We start from the raw sequence: 15,563 nt of genomic DNA, 5'->3' as shown, positions 1-15,563 counted from the left end.
CGATAACGGTCGTCTACGGCCTTGACGAAACACGCGAACTCCATGAAACAGGAGCCCGCTGCGGACGTGGCGAAACTGGTAGACGCAAGGGACTTAAAATCCCTCGACTTCGGTCATACGGGTTCGATCCCCGTCGTCCGCACCAGCGTCCCCCCAAGTCACACGAAAGGGCGAGGCCGCTGTCCGCCGAGAAGCCGCGGATGGAAATCTTGACAGATCAGTCCGAAATTCCTACCTGCATTTCATGGCAAGACAGAAGGAATTCGACCGGGAAACGGTATTGAAGCGGGCGATCGGGGTTTTCTCCAATCACGGCTTCGAAGGCACGTCCACGGATGTGCTCCTGAAGACGATGGGCATAAGCCGCCAGAGCATGTACGACACATTCGGCGACAAATGGAAACTCTATCTCGAAGCCCTGCAGCGTTACGTGACGGAAAGCATTGCGGCCCAGGTTACCATTCTCAACGGAAAACCGTCTCCCATCAAAGGTGTGGAGGCATTGCTTCAAACGATGATCCGTACCGCGCTCGCCGATCCGGCGCCGGCGTGCCTAGGCATCAGCGCCGTCTGCGAATTCGGTCGTTCCGAGCGCGAGGTGACGCTGGTGACGGAGGTCTCCGGCCGCACCCTGCGCACCGCCCTGGAGAAACGGATCGCGGAGGCGATCGGGACCGCCGAAGCCTCTGCCGACCTCGATCCCGCGGAAGCGGCGCATTTCATTCTTGCTACGCTCACCGGCATCAAGGTCGCCGCACGTAGCGGCGCTTCGTCCGAAGTCCTCCACGGCATAGCCCGGACGGCGCTCAGAAGCCTTCGCTGACAAACGAGGTTCCGGCGTCATTTTTCTCGTTCAATTATAGACTGATCGATCCAATAAGAAAGGAAATTGCATGTCCTCTTCCCCTATCCCGCCTCTCGCCGGCAAGGCCGCTCTCGTCACCGGCGGTTCTCGCGGCATCGGCGCCGCCATTGTCCGCCGCCTTGCGCAGGATGGCGCAGCCGTCGCCTTCACCTATTCGGCTTCGAGCGAGCGTGCGGCTGCACTTGTCGCGGAGATCGAAACCGAAGGCGGCAAGGCCCGCGCCATCAGGGCCGACAGCGCTGATGTGGACGCTGTGAAAGCTGCCGTCACGGAAGCTGCCAAGGCCTTCAGCCGCATCGACATCCTGGTCAACAATGCGGGCATCCTGATCCGCAACCTGGTGGATGATTACGACCCCGCCGATTTCGACCGGATGTTCGCCGTCAATGTCCGCGCGCCGTTCATCGCGATCCAGGCCGCTCTGCCGCATATGCGGTCCGGCGGCAGGATCATAACGACCGGCAGCGTCACGGCTGACCGCAGCGGCTTTCCCGGCGCTTCCGTCTACAGCATGACCAAGGGCGCCGTCGCGTCCATGACCCGCGGGCTGGCGCGCGATCTCGGGCCGCGCGGCATCACCGTCAATGCGATCCAGCCCGGTCCGACCGCTACCGACATGAATTCAAGCGAGGAAGCCCGCGCGCTCACCAGACCGCTGATGGCGATCGGCCGCGTCGGCGAAGACCATGAGGTTGCGAGCCTCGTCGCCTATCTCGCCGGTCCGGAATCGAGTTTCATCACCGGCTCGGCGCTGACCATCGACGGAGGTTATCTCGCATAGACAAGCGGCGCGGCGATCTCGCGCCGCGCCATTTTCGTGAACCATCCCGATCGGCTCAGGCCGCAAGCTTTGCCGCGAGCTTCGCGACGTGTGCGCCCTGATATTTCGCGCCTTCCAGCTCAACTTCGGAGGGCTGGCGGGAGCCGTCACCGCCGGTGATGGTGCTCGCACCGTAAGGCGAGCCGCCCTTGACCGCCTCGACGCCCGTCTGGCCCGCGAAAGCGTAGGGAAGGCCGACGACCGCCATGCCCTGGTGCAGCAGCGTCGGGATGAAGCCAAGGATGGTCGATTCCTGGCCGCCGTGCTGGGTGGCGGAAGACGTGAAGACCGAGCCGATCTTGCCGACCAGCCTGCCCTGCGCCCAAAGGCCGCCGGTCTGGTCCCAGAAATTGCGCATCTGCGAGGCGACCGTGCCGAAGCGCGTGCCGGCGCCGACGATGATCGCATCGTAATCGGCGAGTTCATCGACCGTGGCGATCGGCGCTTCCTGGTCGAGCTTGTAATGGGATGCCCTGGCAACCTCTTCGGGAACCAGTTCCGGCACGCGCTTGACCGTCACCTCGGCCCCTGCCGACTTTGCCCCTTCCGCAACGGCATAGGCCATTTTCTCGATATGTCCGTAAGCGGAATAGTAAAGGACGAGAACCTTCGCCATGATCTTCTCCAATTGCCTGTTTCAACCCGACGAGGCCGTTTCCGGCCGAACCGGACCCAGATGTAACGATCCCAGCCGCCGGCGACAGCCCTCGCCCGGTCGACGCAGTGTTCATCATCGGGAGACGATATTTCGCTTGCCGGTCAAAAATTCGTAACACGCGGTCTTTTGCGATCGGCGCCGCGTGAAATCGCTTCTGCCCGGAAAAATTTGGGCTTAGGAGTGTGGCTCCTACAGAGGAAATGCCCATGCCAGAATCATCGCCGGAATCATCAATCGTCACCGCCGCCATGCTCGCCATCGGCGACGAACTCCTGTCCGGCCGGACCAAGGACAAGAATATCGGCCATCTCGCCGATCTCCTGACGCTCTCCGGCATCGACCTCAAGGAGGTGCGGATCGTCGCAGACGAGGAGGACGCGATCGTCGAGGCGCTGGATGCGCTGCGCGGCCGCTACGACTACGTCTTCACGTCGGGCGGCATCGGCCCGACCCATGACGACATCACGGCGGATGCCGTTTCCAGGGCTTTCGGCGTGCCCTGCATCCACGATCCGGACGCGATGAAGCTGCTCGGCGACATGTACAGGCGCCGCGAGATGGAGTTCACCGAAGCGCGCCAGCGCATGGCCCGCATGCCGGAGGGCGCAAGGCACATCCCGAACCCGGTCTCGACGGCGCCGGGCTTCATCATCGGCAATGTTTATGTCATGGCCGGCGTGCCGCAGGTCTTCCAGGCCATGGTCGACAACGTGCTGCCGACGCTGCGTTCGGGCGCGAAGATGCTGTCGCGGGCGCTTCCCTGCCCCTATGGCGAAGGCGATATCGGCACGCTGCTCAGCGCCGTTCAGAAGGCGCATCCTGAAACCAGCATCGGTTCCTATCCGAAATACGACGGCCAGCGCTTTTCGACCGAAATCGTCGTGCGCGCCCGCGATCCGCAGATCCTCGATGCGGCAGCCGCAGCCGTCGCCGAAATGATCGCCGGCATCGACCGGGCGAAGATCGCGACGAACCCGGCCGCGGACGCTTGACGCCCGATAAGGCGATGCGCGCCCGGTCCGCTCCTTGACCATGATCAAGATGCGACCCACGTAATTATGTGAGGCTGGTTCTGGAAAACCGGTTTCCGTGCTCGTGAGGAGACACCGCCATGGCCTACAAGACCATTCTTGCCGTTCTCGATACGCCTCAGAACGCCAGGCAGATCACCGATTTCGGGATCGCGCTTGCCGAACAGTTCTCCGCACATCTGATCGGCGTGCATGCAGAGACGCTCGCCGCCGTGCCGCTGATCGCGCCGATGGAAATCCCCGACCCCGCCGCCGTGCAGGTCCTGCAGGACGTGGCGCAGAAGGAGACGGTCGAGGTCGAACGTATCTTCAAGGAACAGACCGCCCGCGAAGGTCTGTCGACCGAATGCCGGAGCTTCGTGTCGTCGGCGGGTTACGGCTCCGCTTCGGTGATGGAAACCGCCCGCGCCGTCGATCTCATTCTCGCCAGCCAGAGCGATCCGGCGCATGCCGACCATCGCGCCGATCTCGAGACCTTTCTCTTCGACAGCGGCCGGCCGATGCTGCTCATCCCCTATACGATGAAGACGCCGCAGCCGATCAAGCGCGTGCTGATCGCCTGGAACGCCTCACGGGAGGCCGCGCGCGCCACGTTTGATTCGATGCCCTTCCTCAAGGCGGCCGACAGCGTCGAGGTCTTCTGCGTCGATCCGGCCGATCGTAGCGGCCAGACGCAGGAAGTGGCGGGCGCCGAGATCGCCGCCACGCTTGCCCGGCACGGAATCAACGTGACGCTCACGACTCGGGAAACCGCCGGCACGTCGGCTGCGGTCGCGATCGAGAACCGGCTTGCGGAAAACCGTGTCGATCTTCTGGTCATGGGCGGCTACGGCCATTCGCGCTGGTGGGAGATGCTGTTCGGCGGTGTCACCCGTAACCTGCTCGATTCGATGACGGCGCTGACGCTGCTGTCCCGCTAACAGGTGCTTGCCGGTCCCGGGCAGAGAAACTGCCAGGCTCTGCCTGGGGGATCGGCGCTGGCCGACCTTGCTTCACACCACATGTCTCAGGCACTCCCATGGGCGCCCCGTACGGCAAGGCGCGAGCGCATCGCATACTCTGTCCTCGTGCGAATCCCGGCGGCTTTGAACGTCCGGTCTTCCAAGGCGAACCGGAAACGGAGCTTCATGGCTTGACAGGACGGACTTGCCGATTAGACCTCGCCCCAGTCGTTTTTCTCTGGAGTGAAGACGTGAAGTCATTGGCATCCATCTCGTCTTTTGTCGGCAAAACCTTTGCCGCATGGGTCATCCTGTTTGCAGTTCTCGGGTTTTTCTTTCCCGACACGTTCAAGCAGATTGGCCCCTGGATCGTCACGCTGCTGTCGATCATCATGTTCGGGATGGGCCTGACGCTGTCCGTCGATGATTTCCGTGAAGTCGTAAGACGTCCTTTCGACGTCATGATCGGCGTACTCGGCCAGTTCATCATCATGCCGCTGCTCGCCGTGCTGCTCACGCGCATCATTCCGATGCCGCCGGAAGTCGCCGCGGGCGTCATCCTTGTCGGGTGCTGCCCCGGAGGCACGTCGTCCAACGTCATGACCTACTTGTCCAAGGGTGACGTTGCGCTTTCGGTTGCCTGCACCTCCGTCACGACGCTGGTCGCGCCGATCGTAACGCCGTTTCTTGTCTGGTTGTTCGCCAGCCAATATCTGCCGGTCGACGGCTGGGCGATGTTCATCAGCATCGTCAAGGTCGTCCTCGTGCCGCTTGCCCTGGGTGCGATGCTTCAGAAGCTGCTGCCCGGTGTCGTCAAGGCTGCGGTGCCGGCCCTGCCGCTGGTCAGCGTCATCGGCATCGTGCTGATCGTCGCGGCCGTCGTCGGCGCTTCGAAGGCTTCGATCGTTCAGTCGGGCTTGATGATCTTCGCCGTCGTCCTCCTCCACAACGGCCTCGGCTATCTGCTCGGCTTCTTCGCCGCCAAAGCCACCGGCCTGTCGCTCTCCAAGCGCAAGGCAATCGCCATCGAGGTGGGAATGCAGAATTCCGGCCTCGGCGCGGCCCTGGCGACCGCATACTTCTCGCCGCTGGCCGCCGTCCCCAGCGCCATCTTCAGCGTCTGGCACAATATCTCGGGTGCTCTTCTCGCAAACTGGTTTTCAGGACGCGAGGAGGAAGGTGACAAGCTCGCGGAGAACAAACTCGCCTGAGTCGAAACGGCCTTGCGCTTGCGGCTGAATTGCCGCTATTAGCGAGAGCCAACGAAGCTCTCGCTACTGGCAAAAGACATGTCCCTTCCCGAAAAAGCCTTCCCCGTTTCCTGGGATCAGTTCCACCGCGACGCCCGCGCGCTTGCCTGGCGGCTCGCCGGCCTCAATCAGGATTTCCGCGCCATCGTCTGCATCACCCGCGGCGGCCTCGTGCCGGCGGCGATCATCTCGCGCGAGCTCAACATCCGCCTGATCGAAACGGTCTGCATCGCCTCCTACCACGACTACGTCAACCAGGGGGAAATGGCGCTGCTCAAGGGGATCGCGCCCGAGCTTGCCAAGGACGGGGGCGCGGGCGTGCTCGTCGTCGACGACCTGACCGACACCGGCAAGACCGCATCGGAAGTGCGCGTCATGCTGCCGAAGGCGCATTTCGCCTGCGTCTACGCCAAGCCGAAGGGCGTGCCGACGGTGGATACATTCGTCACCGAGGTCAGCCAGGACACCTGGATCTATTTCCCCTGGGACATGGGCTTCACCTATCAGGAGCCGATTGCCAAGGGCACGAAGGGCTGATTCTCTCGGTTCGTCGCGGCGCCCGCCCCCGCCGAGAGCCCGCCCGGTCCGGCAGCGGCGCGGGCTCATCTACTACGGGTAGGCGCCGAAACCCGAAATGCCTCAATCTGGTACGGCGGAATCTTCGAGAACCCGCTCAGCAAGGCAGTTGGACGCCTGCCGCCTGCAAAAAATATCGCGGCATCGGCTCGCGCGGGCTTCAGGGTGTCCTTGCAAACGACTGAGATTCCAGCGCTATTTTTCATCCCCGTTATCCACAAGGCGAAGCCACAATATCTTGTGGTTATAAAAGCGTCGCAATCTACGCCTTGACGAATCTCTCCGGCCGTCCGACAGTGTTCCTTATGTTGCGGCGGCGACTGGACCGGAAATTACGAGGCCGGTTCCTTTTCGAGTGAAACAGGTAACAGACCTGCAGTCCGGCTTCGTGAGGGGCGGCCTGCATGAGGGTCTCTGCGTGCGCTCGATTTTCGCCCCGGAACTGCGGTTGGGACTGGCGGAAAGATTCTGTTAATACTATATGTAGTAGTGTTGCAGCCGTACTCACCACAACATACGGGTAAACATCTCCGGATGCTTCACCTGGGATCGGAACATTCAACCGGCTGCGCGCGTCGATTCGTGTGGGCTGGAGCGGCACATCCTGCGCCTTTCCAAGGCGCCACAAACTGACGAGGGACTAAGGCAATGCGCATCGAACGTCGTTTCACCAAGCCTGACACGGGCGCCTATGGAGAGATCGAATTCCGCAAGGCGGTCAGCGAGATCCGCAACCCGGACGGTTCCATCGTCTTCCGGCTGGCCGATATCGACGTGCCGGCGCAGTTCTCCCAGGTCGCGACGGACGTTCTCGCGCAGAAATATTTCCGCAAGGCCGGCGTGCCGAAGATCCTGAAAAAGGTCGAGGAAAACAACGTTCCCTCCTTCCTGTGGCGCTCCGTAGCAGACAAGGAAGCGATGAAGGCGCTGCCGAAGGAAGAGCAGTACGGCTCGGAGACCGATGCACGCCAGGTCTTTTCCCGTCTCGCCGGCACCTGGACCTACTGGGGCTGGAAGGGCGGCTATTTCTCGTCGGAAGAAGACGCGGCCGCCTTCATGGACGAGCTCGCCTACATGCTCGCCACCCAGCGCGTCGCGCCCAATTCGCCGCAGTGGTTCAACACCGGGCTTCATTGGGCCTATGGCATCGACGGCCCCGGCCAGGGCCATTTCTACATCGATCCGTTCACCGGAAAGCTGACGCAGTCGAAGTCGGCCTATGAACATCCGCAGCCGCATGCCTGCTTCATCCAGTCGGTCGAGGACGACCTCGTCAACGAGGGCGGCATCATGGACCTCTGGGTCCGGGAAGCCCGCCTCTTCAAATACGGCTCCGGCACCGGCTCCAACTTCTCCATGCTGCGCGGCGAAGGCGAGAAGCTTTCCGGCGGCGGCCGTTCGTCGGGCCTGATGAGCTTCCTCAAGATCGGCGACCGCGCCGCCGGCGCCATCAAGTCGGGCGGCACGACGCGGCGCGCCGCCAAGATGGTCGTCGTCGACATCGACCATCCGGACATCGAGGAATACATCAACTGGAAGGTCAAGGAAGAGCAGAAGGTCGCGGCCCTCGTCACCGGCTCGAAGATCGTCGCCAGGCACCTGAAGGCGATCATGAAGGCCTGCGTCAATTGCGACGGCGGTACCGGAGAGGACTGCTTCGATCCGTCGAAGAACCCTGCCCTGAAGCGCGAAATCCGCGCCGCCAAGAAGGATCAGGTTCCGGAAAACTATATTGGCCGCGTCATCCAGTTCGCCCGCCAGGGCTACAAGGACATGGAGTTCAAGACCTATGACACGGACTGGGATTCGGAAGCCTATCTCACCGTTTCTGGCCAGAACTCCAACAATTCCGTCTCGCTGAAGGACGACTTCCTGCGCGCCGTGGAAAACGACGGCGACTGGAACCTCACCGCCCGCAAGGACGGCCGGGTGATGAAGACGCTGAAGGCCAAGGACCTCTGGGAGCAGATTTCCTATGCCGCCTGGGCGTCCGCCGATCCGGGCATCCACTTCAACACGACGATGAACGACTGGCACACGTCGCCGGCCGGCGGCCCGATCCGCGGCTCGAACCCGTGCTCGGAATACATGTTCCTCGACGACACGGCCTGCAACCTCGCCTCCATGAACCTGCTCGCCTTCAAGGATGCCGCCACCAAGCGCATCAATATCGGCGACTACGAGCATGCGACGCGGCTGTGGACCGTCGTTCTCGAAATCTCGGTGATGATGGCGCAGTTCCCGTCGCGCCGCATCGCCGAACTCTCCTACGAATACCGCACGCTCGGCCTCGGCTACGCCAATATCGGCGGCCTCTTGATGTCCTCGGGCATCCCCTACGACTCGGCCGAAGGCCGCGCCATCGCGGGCGCGCTCACCGCCATCATGACCGGCATTTCCTACGCCACCTCGGCGGAAATGGCGTCCGAGCTCGGCCCGTTCCCGAATTTCGCGCCGAACCGCGACAACATGCTGCGCGTCATCCGCAACCACGCCCGAGCCGCCCACGGCGAGACCTCCGGCTATGAGCAGCTCTCGGTCAACCCGGTCGCGCTCGTCCATGCCGACAATCCGGACCAGGATCTTGCCGCACACGCAAAGGCCGCCTGGGACAAGGCGCTGGAGCTCGGCGAAAAGCACGGCTATCGCAACGCGCAGGTCTCGGTCATCGCGCCGACCGGGACGATCGGCCTCGTCATGGATTGCGACACGACCGGCATCGAGCCCGATTTCGCGCTCGTCAAATTCAAGAAGCTCGCCGGCGGCGGCTATTTCAAGATCATCAACCGCGCCGTCCCGGAAGCGCTGCGCACGCTCGGCTACTCCGAATCGCAGATCGCCGAGATCGAGGCCTATGCGGTCGGCCATGGCAACCTCAACCAGGCGCCCGGCATCAACCCCTCGACGCTGAAGGCCAAGGGCTTCACCGACGAGAAGATCGAGGCCGTCAACGGCGCGCTCAAGGCCGCCTTCGACATCAAGTTCGTCTTCAACCAGTGGACCTTGGGCGCCGACTTCCTGAAGGCCACGCTGAAGGTCACCGACGAACAGCTTTCCGACGTGAGCTTCAACCTGCTCGAACACATGGGCTTCGCCAAGAAGGACATCGAGGCCGCCAATATCCATGTCTGCGGTGCGATGACGCTGGAAGGCGCGCCCTTCCTCAAGGCCGAGCACCTGCCGGTCTTCGATTGCGCCAATCCCTGCGGCAAGATCGGCAAGCGCTATCTCTCGGTCGAAAGCCATATCCGCATGATGGCGGCTGCCCAGCCCTTCATCTCGGGTGCGATCTCCAAGACGATCAACATGCCGAACGACGCGACCGTGGAAGATTGCGGCGCCGCCTACATGCTCTCCTGGAAGCTTGCGCTGAAGGCGAACGCGCTCTATCGCGACGGTTCCAAGCTGTCGCAGCCGCTCAACTCGTCGCTCATCGACGACGCGGACGATGCGGAGGACGCGATCGAGGAACTGCTCAATCAGCCGGCCGCCGCCCAGGCGGTCACCGTCACGGAAAAGATCGTCGAGCGCATCATCGAAAAGGTCGTCCGCACCCAGGAAAAGCTCCCCGGTCGCCGCAAGGGCTATACCCAGAAGGCGAAGATCGGCGGCCACACCATCTTCCTGCGCACCGGCGAATATGACGACGGCCGGCTTGGCGAAATCTTCCTCGACATGAACAAGGAAGGTTCGGCGCTGCGCGCCTTCATCAACAATTTCGCGATCTCCGTCTCGCTCGGCCTGCAGTACGGCGTGCCGCTCGAGGAATATGTCGACGCCTTCACATTCACGAAGTTCGAGCCGGCCGGCATCGTCACGGGCAACGACGCGATCAAGAACGCGACCTCGATCCTCGACTACGTGTTCCGCGAACTGGCGATCTCCTATCTCGGCCGCCACGACCTCGCCCATGTGGACACGTCGGACTTCTCGAACACCGCGCTCGGGCGAGGTGTCTCGGAAGGCAAGGCGGACATCGTTTCCAAGGGCCTGACGCGCGGTTACAAGCCGACGCTGGTTGCCGGCACCGGCGGCGACCGCCCGGCCGCCTCCGACGTCAAGGGTGCCGCGACCGCAGCTCCTGTCCGCGCCGCCTCCACCGGCACGGTGACGTCCTTTGCCGGAGCCGCCGCCCGCAAGCTTGAACCGGTCGTGGCGATCTCCACCTCGGAAGTCGTCTCCTTCAAGCGGGACTACGAGGAACGCGCCAAGGAACTGGCCGAGGAAATCGCCGAAGAGGTGAACGAAGAACTCTCGACGAGCGGCCTCTTCTCCGACGCCGCAGCCGACGAGGCCGCCGCCGCGAAGACCGAAGCCAAGAAGGTCGAGAACGAACGCCGCATGCGCTCGATCGCGCAAGGGTATACGGGCAACATGTGCTCCGAGTGCCAGAACTTCACGATGGTGAGGAACGGCACTTGCGAGAAGTGCGACACATGCGGTGCGACGAGCGGTTGCTCTTGATCTGCCGCTAGGTAGTGCCTCTTAAACCAACCGAAGCCCGGGAAGTCATTCCCGGGCTTCTTCTATGTGACGTGGAAGCAATTTTCCGCGCCGGGAAATCCGACATTGCACGAGGCTCCGTCGTCGAACCTTTCGAGTCCAGAGCCCCGGCTCAGAACCGATAGTTCACACCGGCCTTGAGCGTCTGGTCGCGCACGTCGGTCCGCGAGGAAACGCCGCCGGTGGTGCTGCGGACGTTGTTGGTCATGGTGTAGTTGTATTCGAACCGGGCCGAGAGGTTGTCGGAGAGTTTCTGCTCCACGCCGGCGCCCACGATCCAGCCCGGCTTCCAGCCATCCGGACCGTCGGTGCCCCGGTGGTCGCCGAAGCTGGTGAGCGCGACACCGGCCGTGCCGTAGACGAGCGTCTCGTTGATGCCGACGCCGGCCTTAGCTTTCGCGGCGACGCGGCCCTGCTCCTTGATATTGCCGCCCGGCACGCGGCTTTTCACGTTGCCCAGATGCGAAGCTTCGATTTCCCCGCCGATGACACCGGAATCGAGGTCCATGTTGTAGCCGCCGTGAACGCCGAGAACGAGGCCCTTGTCGCCGTCGAAGGGGTTCAGCTTGCGGGACGACATGCCGAGATCGCCGCCCACATAGGCGCCGCCCCAGCCGGACGACGGCGTGGAAGGCTCGTTATAGGAAGGCGGTTCGGAATAGGATGTCAGATCGGCAGCCAGGACGGCCGTGGAAAGGACGGAGGCTGCGGCGAATGCTGCGATCATCACCAGGGCGGGTTTTACGTTCAGGGTCATGCTCTACTCCATACAAAGCCTGCGACCTACAGAGGCAGGCGAATTACTCAGATACGCTCTGCGCGACAACTAGGCTTCCCATCGCCCCAAGGGCCTCATCGCCGGCAAGTTTCCTTAACTTTCACGAATTCATAAACGCTTCCTTAACCGGGCAACCGCATCCGCCTGCCCGCGGATCAACAAGTGTAACAAGCCCGCGAGAGCCGCACCTGCCGCATGAGTAATGCGGGTCAAGGCGGGTATCGAGACGTTTCTAATCGACGCGCGCCCGTTCTGCTGCTATGCATAGTTGTGACTTGACCGCGATCGCCCACTGCCTCCGGTACCGTGGACGAGACAGGGAGGGGAGATGCGCCTTCGCGGGCCTAAGCTTTTGTTGGAAATTTGATCGATCACCAATAGCCAATATACCGACCTAAGGAGGCTTTGTTCATGCAAAGTGAAGGGGGCGATATTGTTACGCGGGAAAGAGAATTCCACAATACGCGGTTCGGACACGAGGAAGATCCGAGAAAATATCTGGACAAGTGGTACGAAACGATCCGCCATGGCGCTGAACGCCAGGACAGGCAGGTAATAGGCTTGTCGAAAGATGCCGATGTATTGGAGTACGGCTGTTCAGATGGCGGATGGTCCCTGTCTTCGCTGCACCTTCCCGGCATCTGCCGATCGCTGCAGGGAATTGATATCTCGGATGTTGCCGTAGCCAAGGCGAACGAACAATCGCGCAGGATCGGAGCCACGAACGCCACATTCTTTGCGATGAATGCGGAAGCCATGTCCTTCGAGGACAACAGGTTCGACCTGGTTTACGGACGCGGGATCATCCATCATCTGGATCTGGATCGCTGCTTCTCCGAAGTGGTGCGTGTGCTGAAACCGGGTGGGACAGCATCCTTCTACGAACCCTTGGGACATAATCCCATCCTGAATGCCTACAGAAACCGAACGCCAGATATCCGCACCATCGATGAGCATCCGCTGATGATGTCGGACCTTGCTTTGGCCCGTCGCTATTTCGAGGAGGTCCAAGTGGAATATTTCGGCCTCTGCTCCGTCGGAAGCGCGCTGATGCCGCCGGGGATGCGGGGGATCGCCTATGCGGCCGGCAAGGCGGCGGACTCGATTGTTCTGAAGCTGCCCTTCGTGAGCCGGTTTGCCTGGTACGCGCTTCTTACCCTTAAAAAAGGATCCCTTGCATCCTGACGGATTGCCGCTGAATATCCCTAGGGCTTCACCGCCCGGATATGCAGGAAGATCGGCGCGACGCGGGTGTCGGCCACCACCGGCTCGGCCGCGGCCACCTCTTCGGAGGCCATCGGCTCGCCGAAGGCCTCTATGACGAGCCCCGCCTCGACGATCATCGACACCCAGGTCGAAAGCGTGCGGTGGAAGCGCGGGACCGAGAACGGCGTGAGCTTCGCCCGCTCCCCCTCCGGGATGGTCGAGAACATCCAGCGATCGATGCGGCCGTCGCTCTCGTCGAAATAATCGGCGACCTGGACAGCCACCGCCTCCCCCCGCTCGTCGCGGATGTTCCTGCGCGTCGGCGGCACGAAACAGGGATGCAGGATCGAGAACTGCAGGAAACCGCCCGGCTTCAGCACACGGTGAACGCCCTGCAGCACCTCGCGCTGGTCGGCCATGTCCATCATCGACATGAAGGCGGTGACGAAATCGAAGCTTGCGTCCGGAAAACCGATCGTCTGGCCGTCGCCGAGCACGTAAGCAATGCCGAGCGGATCGCTTTCCTCCGTCTCTCGGGCGTAGCGGATGAAGGTCGGCGCGATGTCGAGCCCGGTCATCCTGGCGCCGAGCCTTGCGACGGCGCGGGTATTCGTCCCCTCGCCGCAGCCGAGGTCGAGACCGTCGAGCCCCGCGACCGGCGGCAGCATCTCCAGGAAGGCCGGCGTGTTCAGCGCGTCCCGGTACCGGTCGTAGCCCGCCCGGGAATAGATCGTCCAGGTCTCGGCATTGCCTTCCCAATGGGCGGCGACATTTTTCGCGTCCATGCTTATGCTCCTCGCACTGGTGAAACGGGCGGCGAGCTATATCCGCGGTCGATGACAATGGGAAGACGAAAACGCCCGCCGAAGGCGGAACCTCCGGAGGGCGTGTAGCGGAATCGGCAAGCCGAGCCTAGAAGCCCGGGAAGCGGTTGCGGTGGAAGCGGGAGGCTTCCTCGCGGAAACCGATGTCCCGCAGGAGATGCTCGTCGAACAGGAAGCGGTTGCGGAGTTTTGCCTGGGCGCGCTCGCCATCGATATCGTCCGCCATGTAGGGCGGGTTCAGCCAGTGGCTGGAAATGCCGAAGACGGCCGCCAGAAGACCTCTTGCAGACATCGTGCCCTCCCCTCAGGCGGCCGCGGCCGGCAGGCAGGCGTCGCAGATCGCCTGGAGATGCCGGTGATCCGTGCCGCAGCAGCCGCCGAGCACCCGCATGGACGGATAACTCTTGCGAAGCGTCCGGTAGCGTGCGCCGAGGTCGGCCGGATCGCCAATGTCCAGCACCGTCGACTCGTCCAGTTCCCGGTGGCTCTTCGTCGAGGCATTGGCGCGGATGCCCGCGATCCGCTTTACCCAGACCTCGCCGCGGGAAAGCGCATCCTGGAAATGGCTCGGATGGGCGCAGTTGACCATGTAATAGGCCGCATATCCGCCGGTCGCCGCATCCGTCTCCTCGATCGCCGCCTGCAGGGTCTTGCCGTTGACGAGCCTGCCGTCGGTCTCCACGGTGAAGGACACGACGCAGGGCATGCCGGCGCGCTTCGCCGCCCGGACGATGCCGACCGCCTCGCCGACATTGTTCATGGTGATCGCCGAGATCATGTCGGCCTCACTTTTCGCGAAAGCTTCGGCCTGGAAGGCGTGATAGTTCTCCGCCGCGAGCGGGTCCATGTTGCCGTCCCTGTAGCCGTCGCCGCGCGGCCCGATGACGCCGTTCAGAACGATCGGAGCGCCGGGCTTTTCCCAAAGCCTGCGCAATTCGGCGATGAAGGCCACCGACCGGATGTTGAGCGTTCGCAATGCCTCCCGATCATAGCCGAGCTGCGGTCCCCAGTCGGCATTCGCCCGCCAGGTCGGCGTGTCGAGGATGAAACCGAGGCCGCGCTCGCGGGCGATTGCAAGATAGGCTTCGTAGTATTCCGTCAGTTCCTCGCGGCCCTTCGCATCGTCCAGAAGCGGAAAGGCGGCAAAAGCAGGAAGATCGATGCCGCGATGAAAGACGAGCGTCGTCTCCAGACCGCCGTCGGAAAGGAAATCGCCGCTTTTGAGCTGCGGCAGGCTATGGCGATATTTGGCCATTGTCCGTCTCCTGTGGTAAAAGTTAAAGGACGGCCGCCGGATACTCCTCCGTGCCGCCGGCAATGGCGGTTTTTCGCAGAAGAACGGGCATCCGCTCTAGTGAGCGCGTGGTACAGCCGCACAACGTTTTCAAAATGCCGAGCGATATCGGGAGGTTGGCATGTCTCAGAGGGGGGAAATGCTGAAAGGCGGCGCATCGGCGGCGCCGGAAACTGTACCAGTGGTCAAGTTTTCCGAGCCGCGAGACATGCGCAAGGGCGCTGCAACGCGCGAGCGCATCCTGGAGATCGCCGAGGCGGCCGTGCTCGCCAAGGGCTTTGCGGCCACCTCGATCGACGAGCTGATCGCCGAAGCCGGCATCACCAAGAGCGGCTTCTTCTACCACTTCCGGGACAAGAACGAATTGGCGCGCGAGATGCTGCGCCGCTACGTGGCGGAGAACGACCGGATCTTCGACGATATCTTCGGCCGTGCGCGGGAACTCAACGACGACCCGCTACAGGCTTTCCTGCTGGGGCTGAAGCTGCTCAGCGAACTGGCGCGCGACCTGCCGGGCGGGCATCCGGGCTGCCTGATCGCCTCGATCTGCTATCAGGAACGGCTCTTCGACCGCGAGGTGCACGAAACCAACGCCAATTCGGTGAAGGCTTGGAACGCGCGGTTTCTCGGCTATATCGAGGAGATCGCCGCCGTCCACCCGCCGCGCGATCCGGTCAATCTCGAGGACGTGGCCAACATGCTGTCCTGCATCTTCGACGGCGCGATCATCATGTCGAAAGCACTCAAGGACCCGGCGCAGCTGGAGCGGCAGATTCTCGCCTACCGCTCCTATATGAAGCTTCTGTTTTCGAAGTAG

At 62.6% G+C, this 15,563-nt stretch carries 14 protein-coding genes and 1 tRNA gene; 10 read left to right on the top strand and 5 right to left on the bottom strand.

The window, feature by feature from the left end; genetic code table 11:
• The first annotated feature begins 60 nt into the window (after positions 1–60).
• The 3 genes from ACMGE0_RS08670 (at position 61) to ACMGE0_RS08660 (ending at position 1,646) form a co-directional block, all read left to right on the top strand.
• Positions 61–145: transfer RNA gene (locus tag ACMGE0_RS08670), tRNA-Leu, on the top strand.
• Positions 146–244: 99 nt separating this feature from the next.
• On the top strand, positions 245–823 hold the full coding sequence (locus ACMGE0_RS08665) for a TetR/AcrR family transcriptional regulator (RefSeq protein WP_436815435.1): 579 nt from the start codon (positions 245–247) through the stop codon (positions 821–823).
• A 70-nt stretch (positions 824–893) separates the two neighbouring features.
• Positions 894–1,646, top strand: coding sequence for a 3-oxoacyl-ACP reductase family protein (locus ACMGE0_RS08660; protein ID WP_436815434.1), 753 nt, complete (start codon positions 894–896; stop codon positions 1,644–1,646).
• Between the two features lie 55 nt (positions 1,647–1,701).
• Here the strand turns inward: ACMGE0_RS08660 and wrbA are convergent, their stop codons facing one another.
• The gene (wrbA, locus tag ACMGE0_RS08655; RefSeq protein ID WP_436815433.1) at positions 1,702–2,301 is read right to left on the bottom strand and encodes an NAD(P)H:quinone oxidoreductase type IV; all 600 of its coding nucleotides are present in this window, start codon (positions 2,299–2,301) and stop codon (positions 1,702–1,704) included.
• A 248-nt stretch (positions 2,302–2,549) separates the two neighbouring features.
• On the opposite strand from wrbA, the gene ACMGE0_RS08650 reads away from it, so the two are divergent.
• The 5 genes from ACMGE0_RS08650 (at position 2,550) to ACMGE0_RS08630 (ending at position 10,605) form a co-directional block, all read left to right on the top strand.
• Positions 2,550–3,335: a competence/damage-inducible protein A gene (locus ACMGE0_RS08650; protein WP_436815432.1), complete on the top strand. Its 786-nt coding sequence runs from the start codon at positions 2,550–2,552 to the stop codon at positions 3,333–3,335.
• Between the two features lie 119 nt (positions 3,336–3,454).
• Complete coding sequence (locus ACMGE0_RS08645; protein ID WP_436815431.1) at positions 3,455–4,294, top strand: universal stress protein; 840 nt, start codon at positions 3,455–3,457, stop codon at positions 4,292–4,294.
• 272 nt (positions 4,295–4,566) lie between these two features.
• Positions 4,567–5,526, top strand: a complete 960-nt coding sequence (locus ACMGE0_RS08640) for a bile acid:sodium symporter family protein (RefSeq protein WP_436815430.1) — start codon at positions 4,567–4,569, stop codon at positions 5,524–5,526.
• A 78-nt stretch (positions 5,527–5,604) separates the two neighbouring features.
• Positions 5,605–6,102: a xanthine phosphoribosyltransferase gene (gene gpt / locus ACMGE0_RS08635; RefSeq protein ID WP_436815429.1), complete on the top strand. Its 498-nt coding sequence runs from the start codon at positions 5,605–5,607 to the stop codon at positions 6,100–6,102.
• A gap of 687 nt (positions 6,103–6,789) precedes the next feature.
• Positions 6,790–10,605 carry a vitamin B12-dependent ribonucleotide reductase gene (locus ACMGE0_RS08630; RefSeq protein ID WP_436815428.1) on the top strand — a complete coding sequence of 1,272 codons (3,816 nt, stop codon included), beginning with the start codon at positions 6,790–6,792 and terminating at the stop codon, positions 10,603–10,605.
• 151 nt (positions 10,606–10,756) lie between these two features.
• Here the strand turns inward: ACMGE0_RS08630 and ACMGE0_RS08625 are convergent, their stop codons facing one another.
• Complete coding sequence (locus ACMGE0_RS08625; protein WP_436815427.1) at positions 10,757–11,401, bottom strand: outer membrane protein; 645 nt, start codon at positions 11,399–11,401, stop codon at positions 10,757–10,759.
• Between the two features lie 432 nt (positions 11,402–11,833).
• Here ACMGE0_RS08625 and ACMGE0_RS08620 point away from each other — a divergent pair, with 432 nt between their 5' ends.
• A complete protein-coding gene (locus ACMGE0_RS08620; RefSeq protein ID WP_436815426.1) occupies positions 11,834–12,607 on the top strand; it encodes a class I SAM-dependent methyltransferase in 774 nt (257 codons plus the stop codon).
• Between the two features lie 20 nt (positions 12,608–12,627).
• Here the strand turns inward: ACMGE0_RS08620 and ACMGE0_RS08615 are convergent, their stop codons facing one another.
• From ACMGE0_RS08615 to ACMGE0_RS08605, 3 genes are all read right to left on the bottom strand, one after another.
• On the bottom strand, positions 12,628–13,413 hold the full coding sequence (locus ACMGE0_RS08615) for a class I SAM-dependent methyltransferase (protein WP_436815425.1): 786 nt from the start codon (positions 13,411–13,413) through the stop codon (positions 12,628–12,630).
• A 127-nt stretch (positions 13,414–13,540) separates the two neighbouring features.
• Entirely contained in the window at positions 13,541–13,744 is a 204-nt protein-coding gene (locus tag ACMGE0_RS08610) for a hypothetical protein (protein ID WP_436815424.1), read from the bottom strand.
• 12 nt (positions 13,745–13,756) lie between these two features.
• On the bottom strand, positions 13,757–14,707 hold the full coding sequence (locus ACMGE0_RS08605; RefSeq protein WP_436815423.1) for a homocysteine S-methyltransferase family protein: 951 nt from the start codon (positions 14,705–14,707) through the stop codon (positions 13,757–13,759).
• Between the two features lie 247 nt (positions 14,708–14,954).
• On the opposite strand from ACMGE0_RS08605, the gene ACMGE0_RS08600 reads away from it, so the two are divergent.
• Complete coding sequence (locus tag ACMGE0_RS08600) at positions 14,955–15,563, top strand: TetR/AcrR family transcriptional regulator (protein ID WP_436815516.1); 609 nt, start codon at positions 14,955–14,957, stop codon at positions 15,561–15,563.

This window comes from Neorhizobium descurainiae (assembly GCF_051400715.1).
In the GTDB taxonomy this organism is placed as follows: domain Bacteria; phylum Pseudomonadota; class Alphaproteobacteria; order Rhizobiales; family Rhizobiaceae; genus Neorhizobium.
The sequence above is the reverse complement of the archived record's forward strand: the minus strand, read 5'-3'. Positions and strand labels throughout refer to the sequence as shown.